Below are 26,735 nucleotides of genomic sequence, written 5' to 3' on the forward strand. Positions count from 1 at the left end.
GGAACTCAACCGCCCACCATGCAAGCCCCGCCTTGTCAACGGGGACCCGCGACGCTTCGAGACCCTCGCGCGGGCCGAACGTCCCTGCTGGATTGCATCAGGTGCGCCCGGGATGCCGTGTGGGCGGCCGGGGAGGGAACAAGAGATGACCTTGGTGGCCGGCCCACGCCGCAGGCGCGGCCGCAGCCCGGGGGGTCGAGGGATCAAAAAATGACGTGAATCGGAAGAGCCGGCCGGTTATGACGTGGGCATGCGCTCTCTCCTGATCGGCATCGACAGCGGAACCCAGTCCACCAAAGCGTTGGTGGTGGATGCTCGCAGCGGCCGCGTGCTGGGTGCGGCCGCCCAGGCCTACGATCTCATCCCCAACCTCCCGCCCGGAGCCAAGGAACAACATCCGCACACATGGCGGGACGCCACCATCAAGGCGGTGCGCGCCGCCCTGCGGGCCGCCGGGGCGCGACCTTCCGAGGTGGTCGCCATCGGAGTCTCGGGTCAGCAGCACGGGTTTGTGCCCCTGGACAAAAACGGCGAGGTAATCCGCCCGGCCAAGTTGTGGTGTGACACCTCCACCGCGGCCGAGTGCGAGGAAATCATGGCGGCCCTGGGCGGATTCAAAGCCACCCTTCGCTTGCAGGGCATCGCCGTGCTGCCGGGCTTCACCGCGTCCAAGATCCTGTGGCTGAAGAAGCATGAACCGGAAAACTATGCGCGGCTGGCCACGGTGCTGTTGCCCCATGACTACCTCAACTTCTGGCTCACCGGCGAACGGGTGATGGAGTACGGCGACGCCAGCGGCACGGCCTTGATGGACATCCGGAAACGCCGGTGGTGCGAGGCGACCATCCGTGCCATTGATCCGGAGTTGATGGACAAGCTGCCGCCCTTGATCCCCAGCGACCAGCCGGCCGGCCGATTGCGGCCGGAGGCCGCGCGGCAGTTGGGGCTGGAGCCGGGTGTCCTCGTGAGCGCCGGCGGGGGCGACAACATGATGGGCGCCATCGGCACCGGAAACACCCGTCCGGGCATCGTCACCGCCAGCTTCGGCACCAGTGGCACCATTTACGCCTGCTCGGAAAAGCCCGTGGTGGATCCCGCCGGTGAAATAGCCGCTTTCTGCGATTCAACCAATCGATGGTTGCCCCTGCTCTGCACCATGAATGTGACCGTGGCCACCGAGATGATGCGGCAGGACTTCGGGTACACCCACGCCCAGTTCGAAAAAAAGGCCGCCCAGGTCCCGCCCGGTGCGCATGGTCTGCTGCTGCTGCCCTACCTCGAAGGCGAACGCACGCCCAACGTGCCCGACGGCACGGGCGTGATGATCGGCATCAACCCGCGAACGTTCAGCGCCAGCCACTATTGTCGGGCTGCCATGGAAGGCGTGACACTGGGCATGAACTACGGACTGCAACGGCTGGTGCGGCTCGGAGTGCGGGCCGACCAGATCCGGGCCACCGGGGGCGGATCCAAATCGCGCCTCTGGCGACAGATCATGGCGGATGTGTTCAACGCCGAAGTGGTGACTTTGAAGGTCTCCGAGGGGGCTGCCTATGGCGCGGCCCTGCAGGCCCTGTGGTGCTGGCGGTTGCAAAAAGGTGAGAAGGTGGCCATCCACGAAATCACCGATGCCTTCGTGAAAATAAACCCCGCAGAAACCACGCGGCCCCGGCCGGAAGCCGTGGCGGTGTATCGGGAACTGCAGGCCCTGCAGGATGAACTGTCGCGCCGACTGCGACCCCTTTTCCCGCAACACCGCCAGTTCGTGCTGCGTCACGGCTGAAACGTTGGGACCTTGCCAATGGTGGGCGGCCGCGGTCCCTGCCGGTGGCTTTGAACTCACGCGTCGGGAGGGCTACCCCCGCTCGAGGAGTGATACGGGGCTGTTGCCTCCGGTTTCCCGGTCCCGGCACGGCGATGACTTCCGCAGACAACCTCGGCACCGGTTCCTCACCGCCGGGCCGCGTTCAAGCTCCCACCAAAGCCCGGGGCCCGGAACCACCCGTATGACCCTGCAGGATTCGTGACGATCCCCTGGCGCATTGGGGCAAAGTTTCAGGGGGAACGGCGGAACCGATGTGGATCGGAGCCGGGGCCGCGGGGCCGGTTGTAACCTCCGGCCCCGGCCCCGGCTCCATTTGCGGAGAGACGTAACCGCGCCCGGTTGTCGAGGTGGCGGTTCCGTGCAAATTTGCTGATGTGAAAGGGCGTATGAATGATGCTTCGGTGGGGTCATGGTTGGGGGTGATCCTGGCCATCGTGGTGGCTGTGATCTGGTTGCGGCGATCCGCTGTGGCAGCGGGGCTGACCCCGGAGCAGGTCCGGGCGCATCTGAAGGCCGGTGCGCAGGTGGTGGACGTGCGCACCCCGGAGGAATATCGTCAGGGGCATGTCTCCGGAGCGACCAATGTGCCGTTGGACCAGATTCGGGCCCGCGCACCGCAGGTGTTTCCCGACAAGCAGCGGCCCTTGTTGCTGTATTGTCGCAGCGGTCGGCGAAGCAGCCTGGCGGAACAGGAACTGAAACAGATCGGTTACACGAATGTCTGGAGCCTGGGCGGCCTGGATCGTGCCCGCAGTTTGGTCGAATCGGCCAGAACTGACACCTCCGACACCGAACGGCCCTCGCGGCCGGCTGCCGGCGAATCCACGTCTCGGCCCCGCTGAACCCGAACAGGCGGCATCCGGTCTGCTTTGTGACCTCGCTGATCTTGCCGGGGGGGGCGGTCCCATCGGGTGGCGGTCCAAAGCCGTTCCCAAATCCAGCCGGCGCGAAAAGCCCATCGGAATTCGCAACCCCAACGCGACTGTTGTGCCCGACCCGTATGGTGCACGCTCCGCCCTGCCCGTTGATGCACTCCAGAGGCACAGAGGCAGATGCACGGAGGAAAGTGGGCCGCCAGAGACCGGGCGGACCCGGGAGTGGGAGGTGACTCAACGATCAAGCAAGTGGGCCGAGGGTGTCTTGTCCTCTGACTTCTTCCCATTTGCCGCGGTGACACCCGGGCTTCAGCCGATGTGACCTCGGTTATGATGCCGAGGCTCGGGCCGCAGACTTTCCCCGGGTGATGCCGGCGGGGTTGGTGGGGGTGGTTTGTGTGGAGTAGCAGGTGGCAGCAGTGCGGTTTGCAGGGGCGGTTTGCGGCGTTGGTGTGATGCTTGACAGTCGGGCGGGGGCGTTCTAGGAATGGCGGCGCTCTTTGAGAGAGGAGTGGCCGGTCCGAGGGACCGGCTGAACAAGGACCTTCACAAGCCAATGTGACGGGAACCCCGTGCGAATCGGGGACGGTTGCGCCACTGTAACGGGTGACGAGCTCCCAGAGGCCACTGCGCCGCAAGGCGTGGGAAGGCGGGAGTAAGGTTTGGAGCCCGGAGTCAGGAGACCGATTGGCTTGTGCTCGTCAGGGCGTCGCCCCGGAGGCGATGCCCACTTCTCCGCAAAAGAGAAGGATGAGGCCAGTCCGAAACCGGCACGCCGTGGGTGCGGATTGTGTCGGGGAAACCGGATTTTTGCGAAAACGCCTTCCTTCGTGTTTTGCCGGAGGAAGGCGTTTTTGTTTCGGCAACCCGGAGCCGAAACCGGTTGGCGCCTGATCCGGCCTGGTCTCGTCCCGGGACAAATCAAGAACCGCGTGTCCGGGGCGCGGGTCATCCTGGGCAGGAGAGGAGGATCGGTACGTCATGAAACGGAGTGTGCTGGGTTGGATGGGCCTTGGTTTGGTGGTGGCCCTTGGGTCGGGTCGTGCGCCGGCTGCCACGTTTGCGGACATTGAGTTCTGGGTTGGCAGTGGCACCAACCAGGCCGCGTTGGTGATTGATTGGGCGGACGGTTTGGGGCCCGAGTCGCTGGTCTGGGGCTATCAATGGGACGGCGACGCCACCGGGTTGGACATGTTGTTGGCGGTGGTGCGGGCGGACTCGCGCCTGTTTGCGCACCTGGGTCAATACGGTTGGGGCACGGCGGTGTATGGGTTGGGGTATGATCGCAATGGCAACGGGGTGTTTGGGGTGTCACCCGACCCGGGGTTTGATGCGCAGGGTGTGGCACTGTCGCTGAGTCCCAATGATGCCCGGGCTGCCACCGATGCGGGCGACCATTGGCGTGAGGGATGGAACACGGGTTACTGGGCCTATTACCTGTCGTCGGATGGCGGGACCACGTGGACCTCGTCGTCGGTGGGGGTGGCAAGCCGGGCGTTGGTTTCCGGGGCATGGGACGGTTGGCGTTTTGCGCCCGGATTTAGTGCGCAGCCTCCGGGGGTGCCGGTACCGGCGCCGGTGCCCGAGCCGGGTACGGTGGCTTTGGTATTGATGGGATTGGCGGGGTGGATTGGTCTGCGGGGCCGAACCCGGTCATGAAACGTGCCTGGTCTCATGCGCTGGCGTGGACGTTTGTTGGGGCGGTCGGCACGACGGCTTCGGCTCTTTCACTGGACGAGCTGGCATGCTGGGCGGGCGCGGGCACGAACCGGGCCGGACTGGTGATCGTATGGCCCGTGCCCGCCGATCCGGTTGTTTGCGGAGATCACCGGGTCGGTTGGCGGGCGCGTGCGTGGGGTTACCGATGGAACGGACGCGCCACCGTGTGGGACATGGTCCGGAGCGTATTGGCTGCGGACCCGCGGTTGTTCGGCGTCGTGTCGGCCGGCGAGACGAACGGCACCGCGTTGTTCGGGCTGGGCTTCGACGCCAACGGGAACGAACGCTTTGGCTTGCGCGGCGCGGGCAGGGTCTGGTTGCCCGAGGCGTTTGGGGGAGGATTGCTGATGTTGGCGCCCGGGGAGCGGACGAATCTGACGTCGCTGGAGCCGGGCGACTGGTTTGCCGACGCAGGCGGTGGCCGCGGTTGGCAGGCGTGGCGTGAGCCGGGGGAAACCGGCGGATGGCTTGCAGCCCCTGCGTCCTCGGATTGGGTGCATGTGGACGCTGCCTGGGCCGCGGCGGAACTGCAAGACGGTGCGTGGCTGGCCCTAACACAGGGGGATTTTGCAGAAGCGCGGCCGCCGAATGACATCCGCGCAGCCGGGCCGCCGGAGCGCCCGTTTGCGACCGCAGTGGTGCAGGTGAAGGGTACCTTGGGCACGCCGCCTTACGACGATCCTGCAGCGCTGTTGGGGAGTCCGTCGCGATGGTTTTATGATCCCTGGGCGGCCGGGTCCGGCCGGGCGGCCATGCGCCGGTCCAGTTTGTGGGAGGCGCCGTTTTACAAATCGTCCGAGACGGGATCCAATGTGCTGGTCACGCTCGGCCCGGGCAGCCGGGTTGTCGTGGCACTGAGTCGGCCGGTCACCAATCACCCAGCCCACCCTTACGGTGTGGATTTCGTGGTGTTTGGCAACGCGTTCTTTGTGACGGGAGTGCCCATGGGGGATGAGGTGGATCCGACTTCGGTGTGGTTGGGTCGGGCGTTGTTTGAGGAACCCATGGTGGTTTCCGTGAGCCCTGGTTACACGGGGCGCCCGGGCGAGGTGGAGACGGACCCGGACACGTGGCCCTGGTACCGGTACGAGACCGGGCCGTTTGCCGACACGGCGTATCCCACGTTGGGATTCTTGTGGGATGCGGCGGCGGGTCGCTGGTCGGAAGAACCCACCGATTTCACGCGGCCGGTGCATCCGCGGCTGCTGGAGTGGCTGGCGGACGGGCCGTGGCGGGCGAGTGAGGTGTTGTCGTGGTACGGCGGGTCCGGCGGCGGCACGGGGTTTGACCTGACGGAATCGGGTTTCGACGTGGTGCGGTACGTGAAGATTGAGGGATTGGACCCGGACCGCGCGTGGGGTGAGGTGGATGCGGTGGCGGCGGTGCGGATGGCGAATTTTGGGGAATCCTGGTTGTTACTGCCGCCGGCTCCAGGGCCCGGAGAAGACGGGTTATGGTTTGTGGATCCGGCGGGTTGGGAGGCGGGAGCGGTTCAAGTGCGGGTGCACGATCTGCCGGGGCCAACCTGGACGCGCGTGGACGGGTTGGGTCCGACGAACCGGCCGCCGGCAGCGCCGGGCTGCGGGTTGATCGGGGTGGAGGCGGAACTGGAGCCGGCCTGGGACGGGCCCGGGACCAACGCGCACTGGGAGTTGCGGGTCAAACTCCCCGCCACGTACGAGGGGGACGGGTCGGACCTGGATGTTTGGTGTTGGAGGGACGGTGTCTGGGTTCGGCAGTCGTTTGATTGGGTGGCGGACCCGGCCGGGATCCGGGTCAGCGCTCACGGGTCCTCGTGGGGTGTGTGGGTGAGTCGGATTGAGCGGCCGGTTTTGGTGGCGGTGCGTTTGGGACGGGAATTGCGGCTGAGCTGTCGCGGCGTGGCGGGTTGGCGGCATGTGTTGGAGGAAAGCCTCGACGGGGTCGGCTGGTCGGAGGTGGATACGGTGTGGCCCTCGGAGCCGGTGGAATTGGAGTGGCGCCGGACCCTGGACCGGCCCGGTCCGGTCTTCTATCGGGTGCGGTTGGAGCGGCCATGAAGATTGTGAGATGGATTTGGCGCAGGGGCCGGGTGGGGTCGTCCGCGTGGGCGCGCGGTCGGGCAGCCGGCTTTACGCTGGTGGAACTGCTGCTGGTGTTGGGGATTGTGGGGCTGCTGGCCGGGCTGCTGCTGCCGGCGTTGGTGCGTGCCAAAGTGGCGGGTCGGCAGGCCCGGTGCGCCGGGCAGCTGCGGCAACTGGCAGTGGCGATGCAGCTGTACCTGGACGACTCCGGCGGTTGGTTTGTGCCCGCGTACGGATACGAAGTGCGTGATGGGGTACGGTATCTGCGGGCGTGGGATTTCACGACCGTGGAGGGAGATCCGGCGCAGGTGTTGCCCGGGACATTGTGGCAGGGCACAACCGCTCCGGCGGTGCACCAATGTCCGGAGTATCGGGGCCCGGCCAACTGGGCCGTCGACCCTTACACGGGTTACAACTACAACACCAGCTACCTGGGCCACGGCCAGTTCGAGTCCATACCCGAACCGGCGCGGCTGGGGGCGGTGCGGCATCCGGCCGGCACGGTGATGTTTGGCGACGGCCAATATGGCGGGGGCGCCAACAAGTTCATGCGGGCGCCGTGGCCCAATCCGGGGGATGCATCCTTTCGCGGGCGTTGGGCGGGGACGCAAGGGTTTCGCCATGGTGGCCGCACCCTGGCGGCGTTTGTGGACGGGCACGGAGAAGCCCTGAAACAGCGGTTTGTGGAAAACGCGGACGGGGCGGCGCGTGTCGCCGCGGGCACGGGCTTTTTGTCGGCGGACAATTCGCTGTACGACCTGGAGTGACCGGGCGGGCGGCGCCACGGGTGGGCCACTCCCATGGATCCGCAGCGGCAGAACAGGTCGGGCAAGCAAACACGAGCCCGGGGGTGGGGCTCGGTTTCGGGGTCAAGGCCAATGAACACGGGCATCCCTCAACGGATCGTATGCCTGAGCGCGGAATCGGCGGACTGGTTGGCGCGGATTGGGGCGTGGAAGCAGGTGGTGGGCGTGACGCGGCACTTTGAGCCCGGGCAGGAGCTGCCGCCGGTGCCCACGGTGGGCGGGTTTGCCGCCGTTCAGGTGGAGAAGGTGTTGGCGCTGCGGCCGGACCTGGTGATTCTGTTTTCGGATGTGCAGGCCGGGTTGGCGTCGCGGCTGGTATCGGCCGGCTGCACCGTGTTTGTGACCAATCCCCGGAGCTTGGCGGAGGTGGAGCTGTCGCTGGCGATGTTGTCCCGGCTGGTGGGCAATCCCCCCGGAGCCGCAATGTGGCTGGAGGAATTTGCGCGGCGGCTGGCGCCGCGGTCCCCGTTACGGCGGCGGGTGCGGGTGTACTTCGAGGAATGGGACAACCCGATGATCACCGGCATTGGTTGGATCAGCGACATGATTGAACGCGCCGGGGGTGAGGATGTTTTTGCGAAGTTGGGCGTGCGCGCGCGTGCGGCCGATCGGGTGGTGACTCCCGACCAGGTTCGAGAGGCGGATCCGGAAGTGATTCTGGCCTGTTGGTGCGGCAAACCGACCGTGGTGGAGCAGATCGTATCGCGACCGGGCTGGGAGAACATCTCGGCGGTGCGACACGGTGCCGTGTTTCCGGTGAAACCCGAACTGTTTTTACAGCCGGGGTTTCGGCTTGTGGAGGGGTACGAACTGTTGCGGTGGATTCTGGAGTCGGTGGCCGCGTGATGGGCGTGGGTGGGACGGCCCGGTGGGGGTTGGTTGGCGGATGGCTTTGGCCGGCATGTTTTGCGGGCGACCGGGTGGGGGCGGTTCGAAACGGGTTGGAAAACCGAAGGGCCGGACCTTGATTTGGTCCGGCCCCTCGGGAGACCCAAAGCACTGAAATTGTCTCGCTTTGCGATGCGGCGCGGCAGCTTTACGCCCTCAACGTCTTGCACACGGTCTGCCTTTTTGCATCGTCAATTTCCGGTTCCAATGTAGCCGGTCCTTGCGGCTCCGGTAGTCCCCAATTCTGGGGACAAAGCCGTATCCGGGTCGGGGGTTGCCCCTCGTGCGCCGGACCGGTGCGTCAAGTGGCGCGGTGCTGCCGCTCTCCGTCCGTCACAAGTGGGCCTTGTCAGCGTAAGCCTTGGAACCAGGTCGGCAGCGTGGTGTTCCCGGGGTGATTCCGGGAGCATCCGCCTTACGACTGGAAGTCGGGGCTGCGCTGGACGCCGGCCTCGTCCAAAGGTTCCTCGACTGCGTTGCGGAGCCACACCGGGTCGAATCCGTCCGAAGAAATCGCCTCCACGCTGACCGTTACCATACGCTCGTCTGATTTGTCGGCCAGCTCGCTCAGGGGGCGAAAGATTTTGAAAAGCTGATCTCTTGTGGCCTTGAAGCGGGTGCGGTAATGGGTTTTTCGTGTCGTGGCGATTTGTCCTCCGGGCGGTCCTCCTCCGGGCGGTTCGCTCAGAATCTGAGGTTGGGGCCCGGCACCTGTGGCGCCATCCTGTCGGGGGCTTGGCGTCGAGGGGTGCGGCACAGCGGCGGGGACCATGAGAAAACCACTCTCGAGGTCAATTTCGTCCTCACGCAACTGCCTGCCCAGGGTGACCTTGTCGGGTGCAATTTGGAATTTGCCGTCCGCTCCCAAAGTTGGTATACCGCCGCTTGCATAGCCAAATATCCCTTCGGACACTCCGCGCACAATGGCCTTGCGGAGGACGTCGGCCGAGGTGATTCGGGGCGGTGCCAGGTCTCGGAAGAACGACTCCAGCACTTCAGCCGTCGGGATGCCCAGCACCGGGGGTTGATCCTGGGCGACCGGTTCGCCGAGTCTGACCCGCTCGATGATCTTGTGCGGTGTAACGCTTTCGTAAACGCGGGGAATGCGATCGCGGATCAGGAGTTCCATGATCCTCTCGTGAACCCCTGTGGCCTGCAGGGGGCGCCCACTGCGTTCCACCCGCTCGATCTCGATTTGGCCACCTTCCATTCGTGGCAACCACACGGCCGCATACAAATCCCGTAAAGCCGCCGTGGCCGCCGCCTGTTCTGTTCGCTTTCTTTCGTTGAGCTGGTCCAGTTGGTCAGGGGTCAGGCGCAGTTGTTGTTTCCGACCCTCCACCCGCTCAATGGCCAACAAGTAGCGCACTGCACGGCGAAGCCCTTCGATCTGTTTTTTGTCCGGGATGGCCAGGCCCAGGCCGTTACGGTAGCGTCTCGGTTTGTCGCCGCACCTGGAGAAGTAATCCCTCGCCCTTCGCTCCTGCTCCTCCCTGCTTTCCACTGCGAACTCCAGGGGCAGATAGGCAACCAGGAATAGCGGCTGCTGGTCCGGGATATCGAGGCTGCGCTCGGGCCAGACAACCACTTCGCAATGTCCCGCAAGCTGAGCTTCGAGCATGGCCTTGAGCCTTTCGTGGACGGGGCCGTGCCCGGGGGTATCGGTTTCCTCCTGTGCCACCACCTGCTCGGCGTCCTCGATCAGCTTGGTGACGTTGGGATCTTTTTTGAAGCAATAGCGGGTACCGTCATGGTGGAGATACAGGCACGTGCTCCGCAGTTCGGAGAGCACGGAGGTGGCGGTGATGTTGTCCAGGTCGGGCGCCAGACATGCCTCGAGCAATTCTTCCTGGGTCACTCCCGGGGGCAACGTTTGCGAGCCCTCGGTCGCATTCCGTTTCAGACCTCCAAAAGAGTAGAGGAGGATGGCGGTGGCCAGGCGCGTGGCCGGTCGGACGCGCCCCAATTCCGGTCGTTCCCGGCTGAGCCGGTCGTCAATCCTTTTTGCCCGTGCGTTTGGGCCATGGATATCTGCGAGGATGACCGGATCGTAGTCATTCTGGACTCCGAGCTCTTTGAGCATTTTCATTCGGACTTCGGGGTCGTGGAGCGGGACGTCACCGGGGCCGAGTAACGGTCCTGCAGTCCCCTGCTTTTTGAGTGAGTACATGCAGGAGGCCAGAAACCGAAGGGCTCCTCTCGTCCGTTGGAAGGCGTCCACGGCCGTCCACCGTTCCCGCATCAGGTCCACGAGGGCCGGGTGGAAGGGGTAGGAACGCTGGAGGCGCTCGCGCCAGTGACGCCCCTGTTCTTCGGCTTCCTGCTGCTCGGAGGGATTCTCGGCACGGGCCATGCGCATTTGAGTCAGCTGCTTCGCGTAGGCTGCTGCCACCTGCGAGGCCACCTGCGGGCGGGGCGGCTCAGCCAGCAACCGACGTTGCAGGATGGGTAGAATCTCGTCGCCCGTGACCGGTTCCCGAAGTTGGTCGACCCGGGCGGCCAATTTGTCGATCTCCGAAAGTAATCCGACGTTGCCCAGGGACTCGCGGGCACTCCAGGTCAGGGAATACACCAGGGCAGCGTTCCGGCTGCCGGCCACTTCCACGGTCAGGTTCTGAAAGAAGTCCTTGGCCTGGCGCTGCAGGGTGGAATCCGAGACCTGCACCGCCCCTGCGCGTTCCATGTATTTCAGGACCTCGTCCAACAGGATCAGCACAGGTCGGCCGCCGGCGCCCTCGGTCAGCATCTTCCGAATCACGTCCCCACCCGGCGCCACACGGTCGCGGTCGTGCCCCTCGACCAGGGCAAACGCACGCTGCGGATCGATCTGCCAGGCGATCCAGCCCCACATGGTCCGGATCGTTCGGCCGTCTGGAAGTTCCTTGCCGTTCCGGGCATCGAACTTTTCGCCGTCGAACACGGCCACGGCCACGTCCCTGGGCCTGGGAAACGACCGTGCTTCGGGGACCGCGTCGAGTACGTCGGGATGGCGTGCGGCATGCAACAACGCCGCCAGCGTATGGGATTTCCCTCCGCCGAAGGGCGTGCGCAGCTTCAAGACCCGATTGTAGCCCGTGGTGCCCGCCAGCGAGGCCAGCACCTCCTGGAGTAATTTGGCCAGGTCAGCCGTCAGATAGGTGGCCCGGAAAAACTCCTCCGGGTCACGGTACACCACCGGCACATTCGAATCTCCGGCCGCAATGGCCCCCAAATCAATGGCAAAAACCGCTTCCGTCAGTGCGCCCGCTTCCACATCCGGGTGCAGCTTCACCAGGTCGGTCCAGGGACGAAGGGCAAGTGTGCTCATGGGTGTGGCTTAGATCGGCAACTGCGCCCGGGCAGAATCGCTTTCCCGGCCCCAGCGCTGAAGCTTCGGGTACAAAACCTCAAGGATGATCCAATTCTTCGGATGGTGGTGGGTGCTCAGTGTCACAGGTGAATCACCTCCATTCCGGTTGCTTTGGCCACAGCGTTGGCCAGGCGGCTGCGATGGCAGCACCGGACATCCCGTTCCACACAGAGCAGGACCGAGGCTTTTTGCCGCATGAGCTGTCCGACCCGGTGCACGTCAGCGGAACGTGCCGGCAGCGTCACCCGTTCGTATCGCTCGAGAAGACGTTGATACGACGCAAATCCGCCCAGGCCGACCCGCTCGGCGCTCGGGATGCCCAAGGAAGGCTCGTGGCGGTACTCCAGCCCCAGCTTCTTGCAGATTTCCCCCAGCCGCACCCCGGAGAATCCGTATTTCCGCGAGACGGGGTTCGCTCGGACGTCAATGACCACTTGGATGCCGTTCTTCAGGAGATCATTCAGGAAGGCATCCACGGACTTGCCCTCGTAACCGGCGGTATAGACCGCCGGTGGCGCCTGGTTCGGCCCGGGTAAAGGGTTGGGCAACAGATCGCTTCGCCCGCTCCTGGTGGCATACCAGGGGTAGCGCGCGTAAACATCGCGGATCAGGGCCTCTGGCTCCATCCTGCCGTATCGGCTCAGAATCTGGCCCACCGCGGCCTGGACGTGTTCAGGCAGCGACTCGATCTGTGCCCGCACACCGGCCCAACCGCCGGCCGCCAGGGCAATTTGGCTGTCATCGGCTGCCACCCACCCGGCCTGACGCAGGCCGCCGAGCTCCCGGTAAAGCGTGAAGGAGAACGGCCCAAATTGGTATGGCACGAAGTCGTAGAAAGCCGGGTCGTCTCTCAACGCCGTTTCCTGACGCAGCAGAAACATGAGCTTCACAAAGACCGTCGGCGAGAGCGCCCGGCCGGCGCGGGCCAAGAGGCTCAAGACTATTTTTTGCCCGGTCAGCATGGGGTTTTTCCCGTGCACGGCCTCATTCTATTTTCGCCCCAGATCGAACAACGTTCCTTCCTCGGCCGCCAGGCGCTGGTCAATCAGCGTCCGCCAGTTGGCCAGCAGCTTCTTCAACGCCTCCTGTTCGGCCGGCGTGGTGATGACGCCGCGCTCGTCTTCCACCGCGCCGGAAAGCGCCCGGCCGGCCAGGGCTTGCGCCACCAGGCGCAACCGCTCCCGGTCGGGCCGCGCCTCGTCCAGGAACTTGTTCAGCGCCCGGGTCTGGTTCTCCACAAGCCACAGGATCCGGTGGAGCGTGTCGATGACCGGAGCCGGGGTGCCGTCGTCCGCCGGCAGGCCCAGTTTCTCATCCCGACCCCGTTCGGTGAAGTCGCGCAACCGATACTTACCCTTTTTCTTTTCCACCAGGGCGTGCCGTCCGGTGGACAACCCCTTCGGCCCGTCCAGCTCCACGTTCTGGCCGTAAGTGAACACGATGGCCTCGCCGGCGTCCAGCTCGGCCGCCTTGTAGGCGTAACGCCAGAGCACGTAGAAACGGCTGGGACCGTCCACCGCCGCCACCCCGCTGCCCGGCAGGCCGAAGATCTTCTCCAGCAGCGTCTCCAGCACCACGCCTTCCACCTCGGCCAGAAACCTGTCCGCCGGGACCTCCTCGCCGTTGGCATACTCGACGCGGGCAAACCGGGTGTAGGCCCGCAGACCCGCGCCCACGGCCGCAATCACCAGGTCCGCTCCCGCAATTCCCATCTTCCAGAGCGTGTCCACCCGTTCGCGGACAATGTGTTCCAACTCCGGGCGAACCTGGTCCTCGTAGGAGCCGACCAACTCCCCTCTCCCTCTGGCAGAGGGGCCGGGGGTGAGGGCGCCTTCCCGCTTGCGCGCGACGAGGAAGATGCTCGACGCAAGGGCAGCGGACTCTTTCGCTAAGACTCTCGCCTGCATCTCTGTGTCCAACGGCCACGCCTCTGTGACCATGAATCCGGCTCGCCGGAGCGCGTCCACAAGCGTGGACCAGCCGAGGGTCGTCTTGTGCGCATAGACGACCACCATCGGCCCGCCCGGCTTGAGCACGCGGTTCGCCTCGGCGAACGACCGGGCCATCATCTGCTCGTACGCCTGCCGCGCGTTCTCCTTGCGGCCGCCGTGCCTGGATGCTTCAGCTACTGCCTCGCCCTTCTTGGGAGTGGCTTCAGCCGCGAAGTGCTCAAGATATAGCTCACCAATGGTGCGGCGGAGCCAGACATAGAAGAAATCGGACAAGTTCGCGTAGGAAACATTATCGTAGTAGGGCGGATCCGTGACGACGGCGTCGAACTGGGTCAGGCTGCCAGCTTGACCAGATCCCCAGGGAAGCGCCATCGCCGTGCCGCGCGTAACGGTGGCGGGAAGGCCGCTGTTCGCTTGAGTTTCAGCAACACCAACGATCCAATCAAGCGCACCTTCTCCTGATCCGGACCCGCCGCCAAATGGTGCTAGCTCAGCAAAGTCCCACACCATCGGCAAAGCCTGGCGTGCGAACATGTTGCCCATGACTTCGCGGGTCACGTGCCAAGTACAGAGCGATGAGTTCAGCATGGCAATTCTATCTACGAGTAGTGCCAAATACGTCGCCACCGCCTTCGCCCGCTCACTTTCCACGCTCGCACGCTCCAACTCTCCCACGCACTGCCTCACCGCCGCGGCGAAGGTGAGCAGGCAGAGCATCTGGCGCGGGGTGAAGAGGTCGCCCCATGTACAGAGGCCGTAGAGGTGCGTCTTGCAAGTGAAGGAGTCCAGGCTTGGGACTGGCTCGCTCGGCACCGTCAGGCCCGTACGCCGGCACAGGGCCTCGATGCGGTTGCGGATGGCTTCGTCGTCCGGGCGGAACTGTGGGAAATCGTCGGCTGAGAGGTAGATCTTGCCCTGCCGGCCGGGCCGAGTGCAGACGATGGCCATCATCTGCTGGCCCATGCGTTTGGCCCGGCCTTCGGCCTTGACGTAATCGCTGTCGGCCACCGTCCCGCAGAAAGGGCAGGTGGCGTTGCCGCCCTTGGAGAAGCCGGCCGGGTCGAACCCGAGGCCCTTTTCGGAGGCACTTTCCACCACCTCGAACCGGACCTGCTTTTGCCCTTTGGGCGCGATCATGCGCAGGGCGACGTAGCGGTCTTTCTTTTTGCAGAGCCAGGTCTGGCGGACCAGCGGGACGGTGGCGCCGCAGTTGGGGTTTTTGCAGCGGACAGTGCGGGTCCAGAGATAGGCCACTGGCACGAGACAGCCGGTCGGGACGGTTTCCCGGGCCTGCCACATGTCGGCCTGGCGGAGTGATTCTGTGGCCCCGGCCTCGGGATCGGGAATGGGCGGGTAAAGGTCGCCGATCTCGGCCTTGACCTTCTGGAGCACCCAGTTGCCCCAGTAACGGACCTCGTTGGCCAAGCCGCCCCAGGTGGTCTCACCGTTGGCGTTCTTGGGACCGGTCAGGCCGCGGGCGGTGGGGTCGGGTTTGCCGTATTTCTGGGGGTAAACGAGGGTGCAGAGTTCGATGATGTGGGCGACGGGGTTGAGGTCGAGGGCGTAGGCCTCGCAGCCCAGGCGCAGGGCTTCGAGTGGGATGGCGCCGCCGCCGGCGAACATGTCCAGCACCTTCGGTCTGGGCGCGCGGCCCTCGAGGATGTCCTCCACGGTGACGGGTTTGCCGGTCTGGGCGGAGAGCCGTTCGGCATGGGCCTGGAGGATGTGGCGCTGCGCCTCGGCGATGGTCTGGGGCGAGCCCGGGTATTGGCAGAGCCGCTCCAGGAATTTGGCGGCGTTGGCGCGGCCGAGGCTTTGCTTTTTGTTGTCGGGCCCGTTGTCGGGGACGAACCGGGCGGCCGGCACCAGGGCTGCATAGACGGCGGCGCGGCAGGCCACCAGCGGCCGGCGCGCCCACCAGAGGTGGAGGGTGGAGATGTGGCCTTTGCGGACGGATTTCTCCCGCGAGGCCTCGGCGCTGATGGCCTGGATGGGCAGGTAATCCTCGATGAGCCGTTTGTCGGGGTCTTTCATGAACGTTCCTCCCTTTTGGCGCGTTCGGCCTCGATGTAGAAGTAGAGGGCGTGGAGTTGATTGGAAAAGCGGTAGGCCCCGGGACCACCTTCGGCGTCTGGCAGGATCACACCCAGTTTTCGCATCCGGGTGAGGAAATTATCGAGGACTTTTTTCTCCTCGGGGGAGAGGGCTTTGAGCAGGTCGGCCCGGCGGAAGGTCAGGCGGAGGGGGTGGGCGGCGAGCTTGCGCAGTATGGAGCGATAGCGTTGGCTGCGGATGGCCTGGAGGACCTGGGGTTCGAGCAGCTTGCGCCCGATGACTTCCGCTGCATCCACGACGCCCCTCGATGCCTCGTGCTCCTTGACGGGCGAGCCGGCGGCCACGCGCCACACAGCGTCGCCGATCTCGTGGGCGAGCACGGGTAAACCGCCGGAGAAACGCACCATAATTCCGAGGGCTGTTTGTTCCACGTCCACTTTGCGTTGTCCGAAGGCTTTGCGGAAGAAGTCCGTGGTTTCCTCCTTCGACCAAGGTTTGATTTCCACCAGGTCAAACACCCGGGCGAGGGAAGGTTGCAGGCCAATCAGCTCGCGGCGGCGCTCCTCCAACCCGACCAACAGCAGGCAGGCGGCCAGGCCGGCGCCGGAGGTGGGCACTTCGTCCACGATGCTTTTGAGCCAGTTGGCGAACTCGGCCGAGCGGGCCAGGCCGTTGATGTCGTCCAGAATCAGGAGCAGCGCCTTTCGTTCTCCCTGCAACTGTTCCAGTAGCCGGCGGAGGGAGGGAGCGAAGCCATTGACCAGGCTGCCAAGGTCCGGCTCGGCCAACTCCAGCTCGACGCTGATGCCGAACAGCCCGATTTGCCTGACGTGTTTTCCAAACAGCTCGCGGATTCTTTGATGCCAGGGTCGTTCGAGACTGTCCTTGAGGAGACGGTCAAAGGTCCGCCGCACCATTTCGGGCAGGGTGTCCACGCCCCCCAGGAACACATGCGCTCCAGCGACTCCTTCGTCGCGCTCGACCAAATGGCGCAAGAACGAGACAAGGGAACTCTTGCCGATACCCCGCTCTCCCGCGACAAAACCGACGCGGAATTGGCCCCGGCACGCGGCGCGCACCAGCGAACGCAGCTGGTTGATTTCGCCGACGCGGCCGACGAAGAACTCAATCGGCACGGGCTGTCCGGGAGTGAACGGACTGTGTTCCGGATCCATACGGCGCTATTAAGGGGCGGCGGGCGGGGTTTGGCAACGTCTCGGGTGTGCCTCGCCCTCGGGCGTTCTCGACCTGCCTTTTGAAGGGCGGCCAGTCTGCGGAAAGACCGGTCGGTGCGCCCACCGCAGGCGGGGCCTGATGGGTTGGCATTTGCGGATGGATTCCTCCCGTGAGGTCTCGGCGCTGATGGCCTTGAGGGGGAGGAAGTCCTCGATGAGTTTGGGGTCGTTGTTCACGGTTTTCATGTCAGAGGGCTTTCGGCAAACCAAGCCTGCACGATTCGCTTAAAGGCGTGGAATGCCCGGTCCTTGCAGCGTTCCAGCCCAACCCGCTCTGCCAGTTCGCGGTAAATGGCTGGGGACCGTCTGACCCTGACCTGTCGCAACGCAGCCTCGAGGCATTCCTTGGGGCGATTCGGCTTTGGAGCACCTTGTGTCCACAATCCTCGCTGTTTTAACCACTGTCGAAGGTCAGGCTGGTGCCCGGCCCAGCCCAAGACGTCATCCACATGTGGGGAGTCGCTCCACACCCAACTTTCGAGCTCCGGTTCAAGTACCAAAACTTCCGCGCGATCTTTCCACCCCGAATCCTCCAATCGCTTTTTCAGGTCGGCTGCAACATCGGAGGCGGGTCGCTTTTCCTGTCCACTGCCCTCGTGGTCGAGCACGACGAGACAGTAATTGGCCCGGTTCAAAAAAGTCTGTAAAACGGCGGGTGCCTCGTGAAAACAGCCGGAATCGCGGCGGGTGTGGACGAGAATCTTGTAACGTACCGCACGAATGCCAAGACTTAGTCTGCGACTTGAGAGCAAGGCGTCGAAGCACTCACGCTCGTCCATCCCCGGCACAAGCATTATGAGGTCGAGGTTGACTGCAGCATTCATCCGAGAACCCCAGTGGCGAACAGCGTTCCAAGATCGGCTCCCCGCTTCCAGTCTCGCAAATTCGGGTGCTCGTCGCCCCGGACGATATCCGTAGCCCCCTTTGGCGTCTTGGCGAAGCAAAGCACATCTTTGGGTTCTGCGAGGGAGAGAATTATGGGCGAATGCGTTGCGCACAAGATCTGAGCCTCGTACGCCGAGGCCAACGACTGATACACGGTTTCCACCGCCAACGGGTGAATCCCGTTCTCTGGTTCCTCGATCAGAAACACCTTTCCGGAATTCCCGGTATGGCCCAGAAGTGTCAGCGCCAACAACCGCAAGGTTCCATCCGAAGCGGTCCACGACGGCACGGCCACTCCCGTGTTGTAAACGAGGCGCAGGTAGCGGTGTTTATCCTCGGGACGCTCCACCGTCTCAATGGTTTCGAGATCCGGCAGAGCCGTACGCACGTGAGCCAACCATCGTTCGAAATCCCGGGGGCGCGTGTTTTTGAACTGCTCGACCACCCACGGGAGATTGGAACCATCCGGGCGAAACATCTTTGGCTGCCCCGGGGGACTTGGTTTGCGCATGGAGGCGCTGTTGAGGGCGATGGTCTCTATGCCGGTCGTGAGGATCGATTTTACCCATGTTGCAACGGGGAATTTCGTCTCGTCTTCAGGCAGGTTTCCAAGCGCTGACTTGCGAGGTCCGAGTTTGAAGGCGTGATCCCAACCTTTTCCGGTTTCGTCGTAAAAGTTGTCATTTCCTGCGGGCACCTTGTTGACGACGGTTTTGATCCCGCGCGCAGGCACCTTCTTGAGAATGGTCTTGGGCGGCGTTTGCACATCAGGGAAAATTTCCCTTTGCACGGGCTTTCCGTCGCCCTCCGAGGTCATAAGAAGAAGTCGCTCTGCCAGGATGCTGTTCTCCCGCGATTTGAGATCGATACCGATGCGGACTTCGTAGCGGCAAACGTCGTAATGCGATGGCAAAAGCTGCCTGCGTTCTTTCGGGATATCGACTTCAATGGCGAGTTCGAATGCATCCTTCTGGTGTTGCCAGACCAAATCTTCCAGATTCTCGGAACGTTCGCCGATGGCAGCATCGAGCCCCTCGGAGACCAGCAGGCCGAGAAATCGAATGATATCGAGAAAGGAGGTCTTGCCGCTGGCATTCGGCCCCACAAGGATCTGGAACGCGGAAATAGGCCGACTCACATGCAGCAGGCACCGGTATCGAAGCGCTTCAACCTTCCGGATCATCTTCCTAACTCCTTCCTAACTCCTGTGCGTTGCTGGCCGCCACGACTGCGTCGGCCGGGATTTCGAAGAATCGTGCGGCGACGATTTCCCGTTTGGCATGGTCGAGTTTTGCGGCCGGGTTTTGGATGCGAACGAGTTCCGGGTTGGGCCCGAGCGGATCCCACACCACATAGAGCCAGTAGGTTTCTGCGAGCTGTTGGGCTTTGTACCACTCGTTGGTGGTCAGGCGCACGGGCTGTCCGCGCGCGCGGCCCTTGACTTCGACACGTTTGACGAGGATCTCGCCCGTGGCGGGATCGAGGATGCGGTGGGCGCGGAGGTCGAAGCCGAGTTTCTGGTGGCCCACCCGCTCGATGCGGTCTTCGGGGAATCCCTCCTGGCGGAGGGCGGCGATGGCGATCTCCTCGGCGGCTTTCTCGCTTTGTTGTCGGAGGTTGGGGTCGGATTCGTTGGCCAGGTCGGCGAGTTGGCTGGCGGTGTCTGTGCCGGGCAACAGGACGACAGCCGTGGCGAGGTGACGGACCGGACCGGTTCGGGCCAGTTCGAGTCGTTTCAGGCCCTGGAGGCGTTCGTCGCGTTGGCGGGATAGTTCTTCCACATATTTGCAGGCCTCATCGGCGGCAAGTTTGAACTCGGGCTTTGTAGAGATTTGGCTCATGAGTTCCATGGCCTGGTTCTGGGCGCGTTTGATGCGCACATCGAAGGAGCGTACCAGGTATTCGCGGCAGATTTGGGCATAGCGGCGCCGTTCTTCCAGGCAGCGGTTTCGGCAGACCTGCTGGTGGGTGGCCTTCAGATAGTCGGCGGCGTCCCGGGGATGGCCGGGCTGGACCGTGGGCGGTGGGTTGGGGTGGGAGGGCAGGTTGAGCAGGATATCGGCGGGCACAACCTCATAGGTCCCCTGCAGTTCGCGCACGGCGACGACTTCTCCGTGGAGGGGAATCTCCTTACCCCGTGAGTCCTCGCCGCGGATGGTGAGTTCGAAGAAGTGGAGGAAGTAAGGGTCAGTGCTCCATGGGTCGAGGTAGATGCCCACGCCTCCCCGGAGGGCGGCGAGTTTTTGGTTGAGCTTTTCGTCCACGGCCGCGTACAGGGGGTGCCCCGGGCCCATCAGGACCGCATCGAGGTGTGCGTCTTGTTCGAGATGGGATTTGTGGAAGGTGACCTTGCGGTAGGAGGGCTCGGGTTTACCAAGGCGCTGGACCGAATGAAGTCGGTCGGAACGCAGGTCGGCCAGCACATGATCGATGCGCCAGAGACCGTCGGCGCGGGGTTCGATCCGCAAACCCACCTCGCGGGCGGCGGCGAGGAAGTAGGCCTCGACGTAACGCGGCATGAGGCGATGTTCCTCGGCTTCAAGGTTGCGGTGCTGGAAGCTGGCGAAGTCCACGTGGCTTCGGGCCAGGGCGATGCCCGTGGCCAGTTCGTACTGTTTGAGTTTTTCGGGGTCGATGCGGTCGATCCGGTCAAGATACTGGTCGAGCCGGCGGGGGTCGTAAGCGGCTTCGCGGAGCATTTCGGGCAGGTTGACCTCATTGAGCGAGAGGACCTGGCCGATGACGTCGAAGACGCGCCCTTCCAGGGCCTGGTTCATGGTCTCCAGCTTTTCGAGTAGACGCTGGAGGATGCGCCCCTCGACGATGGGCTGCCCGTCTTCGGACTCGGTGGCGACGAAATTGAACACGTAGACGTCCCTGTCCTGCCCGATGCGATGGATCCGGCCGAGTCGTTGCTCGAGGCGGGTGGGGTTCCAGGGCATGTCGTAGTTGATCATGAGGTGGCAGAACTGGAGGTTGATGCCCTCGCCGGCTGCCTCGGTGGCCACGCACACCTGGGCGCTGGTGCGGAACTGTTCCTGGGCGCGTTTGCGCTCGTGGGGGTTCATGCCGCCATGGATTTCGCACGTGGTGAAGCCATGGCGCTCGAGGTGCTCCCGAACGTAGGCGAGTGTGTCCCGGTGTTCGGTAAAGATCAGGAGCTTGCCCCGGCCGTCCCGGAGCTCGGCAAACTGAGCCTCCTGAAGGCACTGCGTGAGGGCGGTCAACTTGGAGTCGCTGCCGGATTCCCGCACCCTGCGCGCTTGTTCGACCAGTTCCTTGAGCGCCAGGATTTCCCGGCGGAGTTGGTCCAGCTCAAGGGCGGCGGTGTATTCGTCCACCAAGCGGTCGCGCTGTTCTTCATCGAGGTCGTCCTCATCCTGTTCGGTGTCGGCCAACCGACCCTGGACGGCGGCGAGTCGCTTGAGACGCTGAGCAGGTGGGAGCGTTGCAAGTTCCTGCAGGAGCTCCTGCTGTTTCCTGAGACGCCGTTTCAACGACTCGTGGATGGCGCAGGTTGAGCTGACCAGGCGCCGCTGCAGAACCGTGCGGGTGAGGGCCGCTGATGATCGGCGTGGACCCGACGGCTGGGGGATGAACTCGTTAATGTAGGCCGTGACAGCCTGATAAAGGGCGTACTCCTCGCGATTCAGGCGAAACGTCACCGTCTTCGCATGCCGGTCGGGGAAAAGGCGGCGGCCGTTGAGGTCTCGCAGATCCTCCTTGAGGCGGCGCAGGCACCACGGGGAATTCCTGCCGAGTTTCAGGACGTCTTTTCGGATGATCTGGGCCTCGCCTCCCAGGCGGTGGGGCTCGGGGAAGAGATCGGGATCCAACAGGCGCAAGAAGTGGGCAAATCGATCCTCGTCGCCATGGTGCGGGGTGGCGGTCAACAGAAGGAGGTGGTCGGCCTTTTCGGAGAGTCGTTTGGCCAGTTGGTAGCGTTTGGTTTCGACCACTTCGTCACTGCGCCCGGCCTGGGATTTGGTGTAGGCCGAGCATTTGTGCGCCTCGTCAATGACGACCAGATCCCAGTGTTGCTGCCAGACGCGTTCGCGGACGTCCTCCTGTTTGGCGTAGTCGATGGAGGCGATGACCTGGGAGCATCGCTGCCAGGGGTTGGTGAGTTGCTGCTGGTCCACGGCGGAGAAGATGATGTCGAAAGGCTCGCCGAACCAGCGAAGCATCTCGTCCTGCCACTGAATGGTGAGCGGAGCGGGGCACAGGATCAGGATTCGTTCGATGGCCTCTCGGAGTTTGAGTTCCTTGATGAGGAGCCCCGCCATGATGGTCTTGCCCGCGCCCGGATCATCCGCCAGGAGGAATCGAAGGCGCGGTTGAGGCAGCATGGCCTGGTAGACGGCCTCGATTTGGTGGGGCAGCGTGCGGATGCCCGAAAGACTTACGGCAAACTGGCGATCATGAGCGTAGGCAAGCCGGATCCGCGCTGATTCAACCAGCAGTCGTAACCGTTCCGGATCCGCCGGTCGGAGCGGTGTCGTGCGTTCAGCGCATTCCTCCAATAAAGTGGCAGCTTCGGCCGGCGAGATCACGGTTTCCGCCAAAGTACCGTCCGGCAGGCGGACGCGGCATTCGTAGCCGACCGAGCCGTCTCCGCGAAGGGGTCGTATGTCCTCAAGCCGCACCGGGCAATCGAAGTGCCCGGTGAGGACCACTTCTCTGCCGATGAGTCCGGGAAGGCGATCTTCAGTCATGCCGCTTCTTTTGGTGGGATCTCGCGGGTTGGTTGATGACCGTGGCTGCCATTCGGGACCTTGCAAGGTTGGGGCAGGGGCCTGCCTCGGAACAGGTGTGGGGAAGCGCCAGCACATACCAGCCGGCGGAGCGCGGGAGGGCTTTTCGAAACCCCAGGGAAGCCCGGGGCACCGATCGACCGGTCGGGGACAGGCCGGCCCGGCCCAGGGCGAGGGACGGTTCCTGTTGGCTCATGTCTTCTGTGCGTGACCGCGCTGGCTGATTGATCCTCAATCCCATGGAGAACGTGCCTGCCACGTGAGATGCCATGGGAAGTGTACAGTTGCATACCCCCTCGTCAAAGGGATCCTCGCTGTCGCCCTGGCTCAGACCTGGAGAGGATGGTGTGCGGAGTGCGACCCCTGTGGTGCCAAGCCCGAGCCTCATGGCCTGGCAAATGATGGAAAGCTGCTCCGACGAGGTGACCGCGCCCGATTTTCGGACTGCGCGATCGGTGATCGCGGGGAGCGTTTTGCCACGGTTAAACGCCTCCGAGGATGAGGAGCAGGTCTGGCGACTAGAGTTTGAGGGCTTTGAATCGGTAGGGGAGGTGGCGGAAATGGAATTCGAGGGAGCAGAGGCGCTCGAGTTCGCCGGGCTCGAAATGCCGCGCCACCTCGGGGTCCGCCTTCAGGGTTTGCAGGAAATCGGCATCGTCGCGGCCGGCATGCCGGACCTCCCAGGTCTTCATCGCATTGCGCTGGACGAGGGCGTAGGCCTCCTCCCGGGTCAGTCCCTTGCGGATGAGGGCCAGCAGCACGGTCTGACTGTGGTACATGCCCAGGGAGAGGCCCAGGTTGCGGCGCATGTTTTCGGGATACACCTGCAGGCCGTCCATGAGCCGGCGGAGCAGGTGCAACATGTAATCCAGGAGCGTGCACGAGTCGGGGAAGATGACGCGTTCGACGGAGCTGTGGCTGATGTCGCGTTCGTGCCAGAGGGCGACGTTTTCGAGGGCGGCCATGGCGTTGGCGCGGAGGATGCGGGCCAGTCCGGTGAGCCGTTCCCAGGTGATGGGATTGCGTTTATGGGGCATGGCGCTGCTGCCCTTTTGGCCCTTGCCGAAGGGTTCCTCGGTTTCCAGGACCTCGGTGCGCTGGAGGTGGCGGAATTCGACGGCCCAGCGTTCGATGCTGGCGCCGATGAGGGCCAGCACGGTTTGGAATTCGGCGTGGAGGTCACGGGGCACGACCTGGGTGGCGACGGGGACCGGCCGCAGGCCGAGTTTGCGGCAGACGTAGGTTTCGATGCGGGGGTGCAGGTGGGCGCTGGTCCCCACGGCCCCGCTGAGTTTGCCCACGGCCACGGAGTAGCGGGCGGATTCAAGCCGGCGCCGGGCGCGCCGGAACTCGTCGTACATGCCGGCCAGTTTGAAGCCGAAGGTGATGGGCTCGGCATGGATGCCGTGGCTGCGGCCGATGCAGGGGGTGGATTTGTGTTCGCGGGCGCGTCGGGCGATGACGGGCAGCAGGGCATCGAGATCGGCCAGCAACAGATCGGCGCTCTGGACCAGTTGCAGGGCGAAGGCGGTGTCCACGACGTCGCTGGAGGTGAGCCCGTAGTGCAACCAACGGCTGGCGCGATGGTTGATGCGCTCGGCCACGGCGGTGGTGAAGGCGATGACGTCGTGCTGGAGGGTCTGTTCCAGTTCGCGCTGGCGCCGGAGCAGTCCGGGCAGGTCCTTCAGGCAGGCCTGGCAACCGGCGCGGATGCGGCGGTAATCGGCGGCGGGGACGATTCCGGCCCGGACGAGCGCCTCGGTGGTGAGCAGTTCGATCTGCAACCACAGCCGCAGTTTGTTCTCCTCGGACCAGATGGCCCGCATCTCGGGGCGGGAATAGCGTTCGATCATGGAATCATGATTTCGGGAAGGTTGACCGGGGGCAAATGGGAAAGTGGCCGGGTTCGGCGCGCGCGGTGAGCGGTCGGCCGGAAGGGTCCGGGCGATGCGAGGCGGCCGCGTTTTGGGCTGGGACAAACGGACGGCCCCGTCTGCACCGGTAGAGTTCGATTCGGATACGGCGACCTAGACCAGCGAGGCCACCAGGTCGCCCACCTCGCTGGTGCTGTAGCCCATCTGGCCGGCGGCCAGGCTCTTGAGCTTTTCCCGGACCACGCGGATCACGGCTTCTTCGACGGCCGCCGCCGCGGCGGTCTCGCCCAGGTGAGCCAGCATCATCTGACCTGCGCAAATGGCGGCCAGCGGATTGATGACGCCCTTGCCGGTGTATTTGGGTGCGCTGCCGCCGATGGGTTCGAACATGCTGGTTCCGGCCGGATTAATGTTGCCGCCGGCGGCAATGCCCATGCCACCCTGGATCATCGCGCCGAGGTCGGTGATGATGTCACCGAACATGTTGTCGGTGACGATGACGTCGAACCACTCGGGATTCTTGACGAACCACATGGTGGTGGCGTCCACGTGGGCATAGTCGCGTTTGACGTCCGGGTACTCGCGGCCGACCTCGTGAAAGGCCCGTTCCCAGAGGTCGAAGGCGTAAGTGAGCACGTTGGTTTTGCCGCAGAGGGTGAGCTGGGCGCGTTTGCCCTCGGCGACCTCCTCGGGTTTGAGTCCGCGCCACGGGGTTTGGGCATGGCGTTTTCGGGCGAATTCGAAGGCGTAGCGGAGGCAACGTTCGACGCCCCGGCGGGTGTTGATGCTTTCCTGGATGGCCACCTCGTGGGGTGTACCCTTGAAGACGAATCCGCCCGCCCCCGTGTAAAGTCCCTCGTTGTTTTCGCGGACGACGACGAAGTCAATGTCCTCGGGACGTTTGTCCTTGAGGGGGCAGAAACGCGCGTCGTAGAGCCGGACCGGCCGGAGGTTGATGTATTGCTCGAGTTCGAACCGGATGCGGAGGAGGATGCCTTTCTCGAGGATGCCCGGTTTGACGCCGGGATGACCGATGGCGCCCAGCAGGATCGCGGGGAACCGGCGGAGTTCGGCCAGAACGCTGTCCGGTAGCGTTTCGCCGGTTCGGAGGTAGCGTTCTCCGCCCAGGTCGTAATGGGTGTAGTTGAGTTTGAAACCGAATCGGGCCGAAGCGGCATCGAGGACCTTGAGGGCCTCGCGGATGACTTCGGGACCGGTACCGTCTCCGGGAATGACTGCAATGTCGTATGTTTTCATCTTCCGAACCATCCGGGCGGCCGGGCCGCCGGAGCCCCCCATGCTACGGGTCGCCCGGAGGAGGGCAACCGCTTTCTGAACGGCCGGGCCCGCCGGTTTTGGGCCGGGAGGATTGTTACGCTGGCGGGGTTGGCCCGGTTTGGGGGAACGGGTTGGCGCGCCAAAAGTCGGTGTTACCCCGAATGGACACCGAAACCAGCGCAGCAAGCGACCGCGAAATTCCGGCCGGACTGTGGCTTGGCCGCCTCCGAGCCAATGGCTTTACCGGGAGTTGCGGCGAGGTCGGGCGCGCCGGCGCAGTCTTGGCAGTGGTGTTGGCGGGCCGCCCTGCCGGTTCCGGAGGTTGGTGTCGGTGTCCGGCGATCACCGGCCGGATCGCCAAGCAAACACGGCGTGCGGTTGAACCGGGCCGGCTTCGTCTGCCAGGCGCCGTGGATCGGCGGGCAAGGGCTTGATTTTGCAAGCCGGGGCCGGTCTTCGGAGGAAGGTACGAAGGGTTGCCTCCGACCGTGTTGGCCGGGTGGGGCGGCGCCTTGTTACTCGCGGGTTCGGTAGAATCGGCTTGTCTCGCCCGGGGTGATGCGATGGGGCGAGGCCGGGTTGCCGGGCACATCCGTCCACGGCCCGGTCACCGCCGGCGCATGCTGCAGCACGCCCCGGTTCCATTGCAGCTCAATCTGGTTGCCGACCTTGTGTACGGACAACAGCAACACCCGGGAGGGCGGGTTGGTGATGGGGGTTTGTTGCAGGATCTGGATTTCCTCCGGTGTGAGGGCCCGGTTCCAGAGCGCCACCTCGTCAATCAACCCGGTAAACCAGGCCGAGGCCGCCGCCCGCCGCACCATCCCAACGGCCGTGACCATCGCCGTCAGCGGCCGTACCGGCGTGATCTCCACCGGATCCGGCAGCCCATCCACATACAACTGCGCCCGGTACAGCCCCGGTCCCACCTGCCGCTGCACATACGCAATATGATGCCACGTGCCGTCAAAAGCCGTCCCCAACGAATGCCGATGATCCCCCACCGTCCCGCCCGTGTCGTTGCGAATGTAAATGTCCACCGTCCCGTCAGCCCCGGTGTTGTGCGTCCCAATGCTGAACATCGGATTGTTGTTGGTCAGCGAAGCCTCGCAGAAAACCCGCCGATCCGACTGCACCGGCCCGTTGACCCACAGCGACACCGTAAAGTCCGGATGAT

The 26,735-nt window shown here is 64.3% G+C and carries 16 protein-coding genes and 1 riboswitch; of the genes, 6 read left to right on the plus strand and 10 right to left on the minus strand.

Annotation, left to right across the window (positions count from 1 at the left end):
* Positions 1-250: 250 nt before the first annotated feature.
* The 6 genes from xylB (at position 251) to G4L39_RS06715 (ending at position 8,134) form a co-directional block, all read left to right on the plus strand.
* Positions 251-1,783 carry a xylulokinase gene (gene xylB, locus G4L39_RS06690; protein WP_165106885.1) on the plus strand — a complete coding sequence of 511 codons (1,533 nt, stop codon included), beginning with the start codon at positions 251-253 and terminating at the stop codon, positions 1,781-1,783.
* A gap of 428 nt (positions 1,784-2,211) precedes the next feature.
* Positions 2,212-2,667: a rhodanese-like domain-containing protein gene (locus tag G4L39_RS06695; protein WP_165106886.1), complete on the plus strand. Its 456-nt coding sequence runs from the start codon at positions 2,212-2,214 to the stop codon at positions 2,665-2,667.
* Positions 2,668-3,237: 570 nt separating this feature from the next.
* Positions 3,238-3,406, plus strand: a riboswitch (cobalamin riboswitch).
* 275 nt (positions 3,407-3,681) lie between these two features.
* A complete protein-coding gene (locus tag G4L39_RS06700) occupies positions 3,682-4,359 on the plus strand; it encodes a PEP-CTERM sorting domain-containing protein (RefSeq protein WP_165106888.1) in 678 nt (225 codons plus the stop codon).
* On the plus strand, positions 4,356-6,458 hold the full coding sequence (locus G4L39_RS06705; RefSeq protein WP_165106889.1) for a hypothetical protein: 2,103 nt from the start codon (positions 4,356-4,358) through the stop codon (positions 6,456-6,458). Before G4L39_RS06700 ends, G4L39_RS06705 begins: the two co-directional genes overlap by 4 nt.
* Complete coding sequence (locus tag G4L39_RS06710; protein WP_165106891.1) at positions 6,455-7,249, plus strand: prepilin-type N-terminal cleavage/methylation domain-containing protein; 795 nt, start codon at positions 6,455-6,457, stop codon at positions 7,247-7,249. Before G4L39_RS06705 ends, G4L39_RS06710 begins: the two co-directional genes overlap by 4 nt.
* Positions 7,250-7,360: 111 nt before the next feature.
* Entirely contained in the window at positions 7,361-8,134 is a 774-nt protein-coding gene (locus tag G4L39_RS06715) for a helical backbone metal receptor (protein WP_165106892.1), read from the plus strand.
* 457 nt (positions 8,135-8,591) lie between these two features.
* Here the strand turns inward: G4L39_RS06715 and G4L39_RS06720 are convergent, their stop codons facing one another.
* The 10 genes from G4L39_RS06720 to G4L39_RS06765 form a co-directional block, all read right to left on the minus strand.
* The gene (locus G4L39_RS06720; protein ID WP_165106894.1) at positions 8,592-11,483 is read right to left on the minus strand and encodes an ATP-binding protein; all 2,892 of its coding nucleotides are present in this window, start codon (positions 11,481-11,483) and stop codon (positions 8,592-8,594) included.
* 122 nt (positions 11,484-11,605) lie between these two features.
* Positions 11,606-12,505, minus strand: coding sequence for a DUF488 family protein (locus G4L39_RS15775; protein WP_165106895.1), 900 nt, complete (start codon positions 12,503-12,505; stop codon positions 11,606-11,608).
* A 9-nt stretch (positions 12,506-12,514) separates the two neighbouring features.
* A complete protein-coding gene (locus G4L39_RS06730) occupies positions 12,515-15,511 on the minus strand; it encodes a DUF1156 domain-containing protein (RefSeq protein WP_165106897.1) in 2,997 nt (998 codons plus the stop codon).
* The gene (locus G4L39_RS06735; RefSeq protein ID WP_165106899.1) at positions 15,508-16,707 is read right to left on the minus strand and encodes an ATP-binding protein; all 1,200 of its coding nucleotides are present in this window, start codon (positions 16,705-16,707) and stop codon (positions 15,508-15,510) included. Before G4L39_RS06735 ends, G4L39_RS06730 begins: the two co-directional genes overlap by 4 nt.
* 242 nt (positions 16,708-16,949) lie before the next feature.
* Positions 16,950-17,591 carry a methylation-associated defense system protein MAD4 gene (gene mads4 / locus G4L39_RS06740; RefSeq protein ID WP_165106900.1) on the minus strand — a complete coding sequence of 214 codons (642 nt, stop codon included), beginning with the start codon at positions 17,589-17,591 and terminating at the stop codon, positions 16,950-16,952.
* Positions 17,588-18,835 carry a methylation-associated defense system AAA family ATPase MAD3 gene (gene mads3, locus G4L39_RS06745; protein ID WP_165106902.1) on the minus strand — a complete coding sequence of 416 codons (1,248 nt, stop codon included), beginning with the start codon at positions 18,833-18,835 and terminating at the stop codon, positions 17,588-17,590. The genes mads4 and mads3 overlap by 4 nt, the downstream gene beginning before the upstream one ends.
* Before the next feature lie 4 nt (positions 18,836-18,839).
* A complete protein-coding gene (locus G4L39_RS06750) occupies positions 18,840-22,367 on the minus strand; it encodes a helicase-related protein (RefSeq protein WP_165106904.1) in 3,528 nt (1,175 codons plus the stop codon).
* A 557-nt stretch (positions 22,368-22,924) separates the two neighbouring features.
* Positions 22,925-24,259, minus strand: a complete 1,335-nt coding sequence (purB, locus tag G4L39_RS06755; RefSeq protein ID WP_165106905.1) for an adenylosuccinate lyase — start codon at positions 24,257-24,259, stop codon at positions 22,925-22,927.
* Between the two features lie 174 nt (positions 24,260-24,433).
* A complete protein-coding gene (locus G4L39_RS06760) occupies positions 24,434-25,537 on the minus strand; it encodes a 3-isopropylmalate dehydrogenase (protein WP_165106907.1) in 1,104 nt (367 codons plus the stop codon).
* 536 nt (positions 25,538-26,073) lie between these two features.
* Positions 26,074-26,735 (minus strand): LamG domain-containing protein (locus G4L39_RS06765; RefSeq protein WP_165106909.1); only part of this gene is annotated, 662 nt, incomplete at its 5' end.

Origin of the sequence: Limisphaera ngatamarikiensis, assembly GCF_011044775.1 — a bacterium.
GTDB classification, from domain to species: domain Bacteria; phylum Verrucomicrobiota; class Verrucomicrobiia; order Limisphaerales; family Limisphaeraceae; genus Limisphaera; species Limisphaera ngatamarikiensis.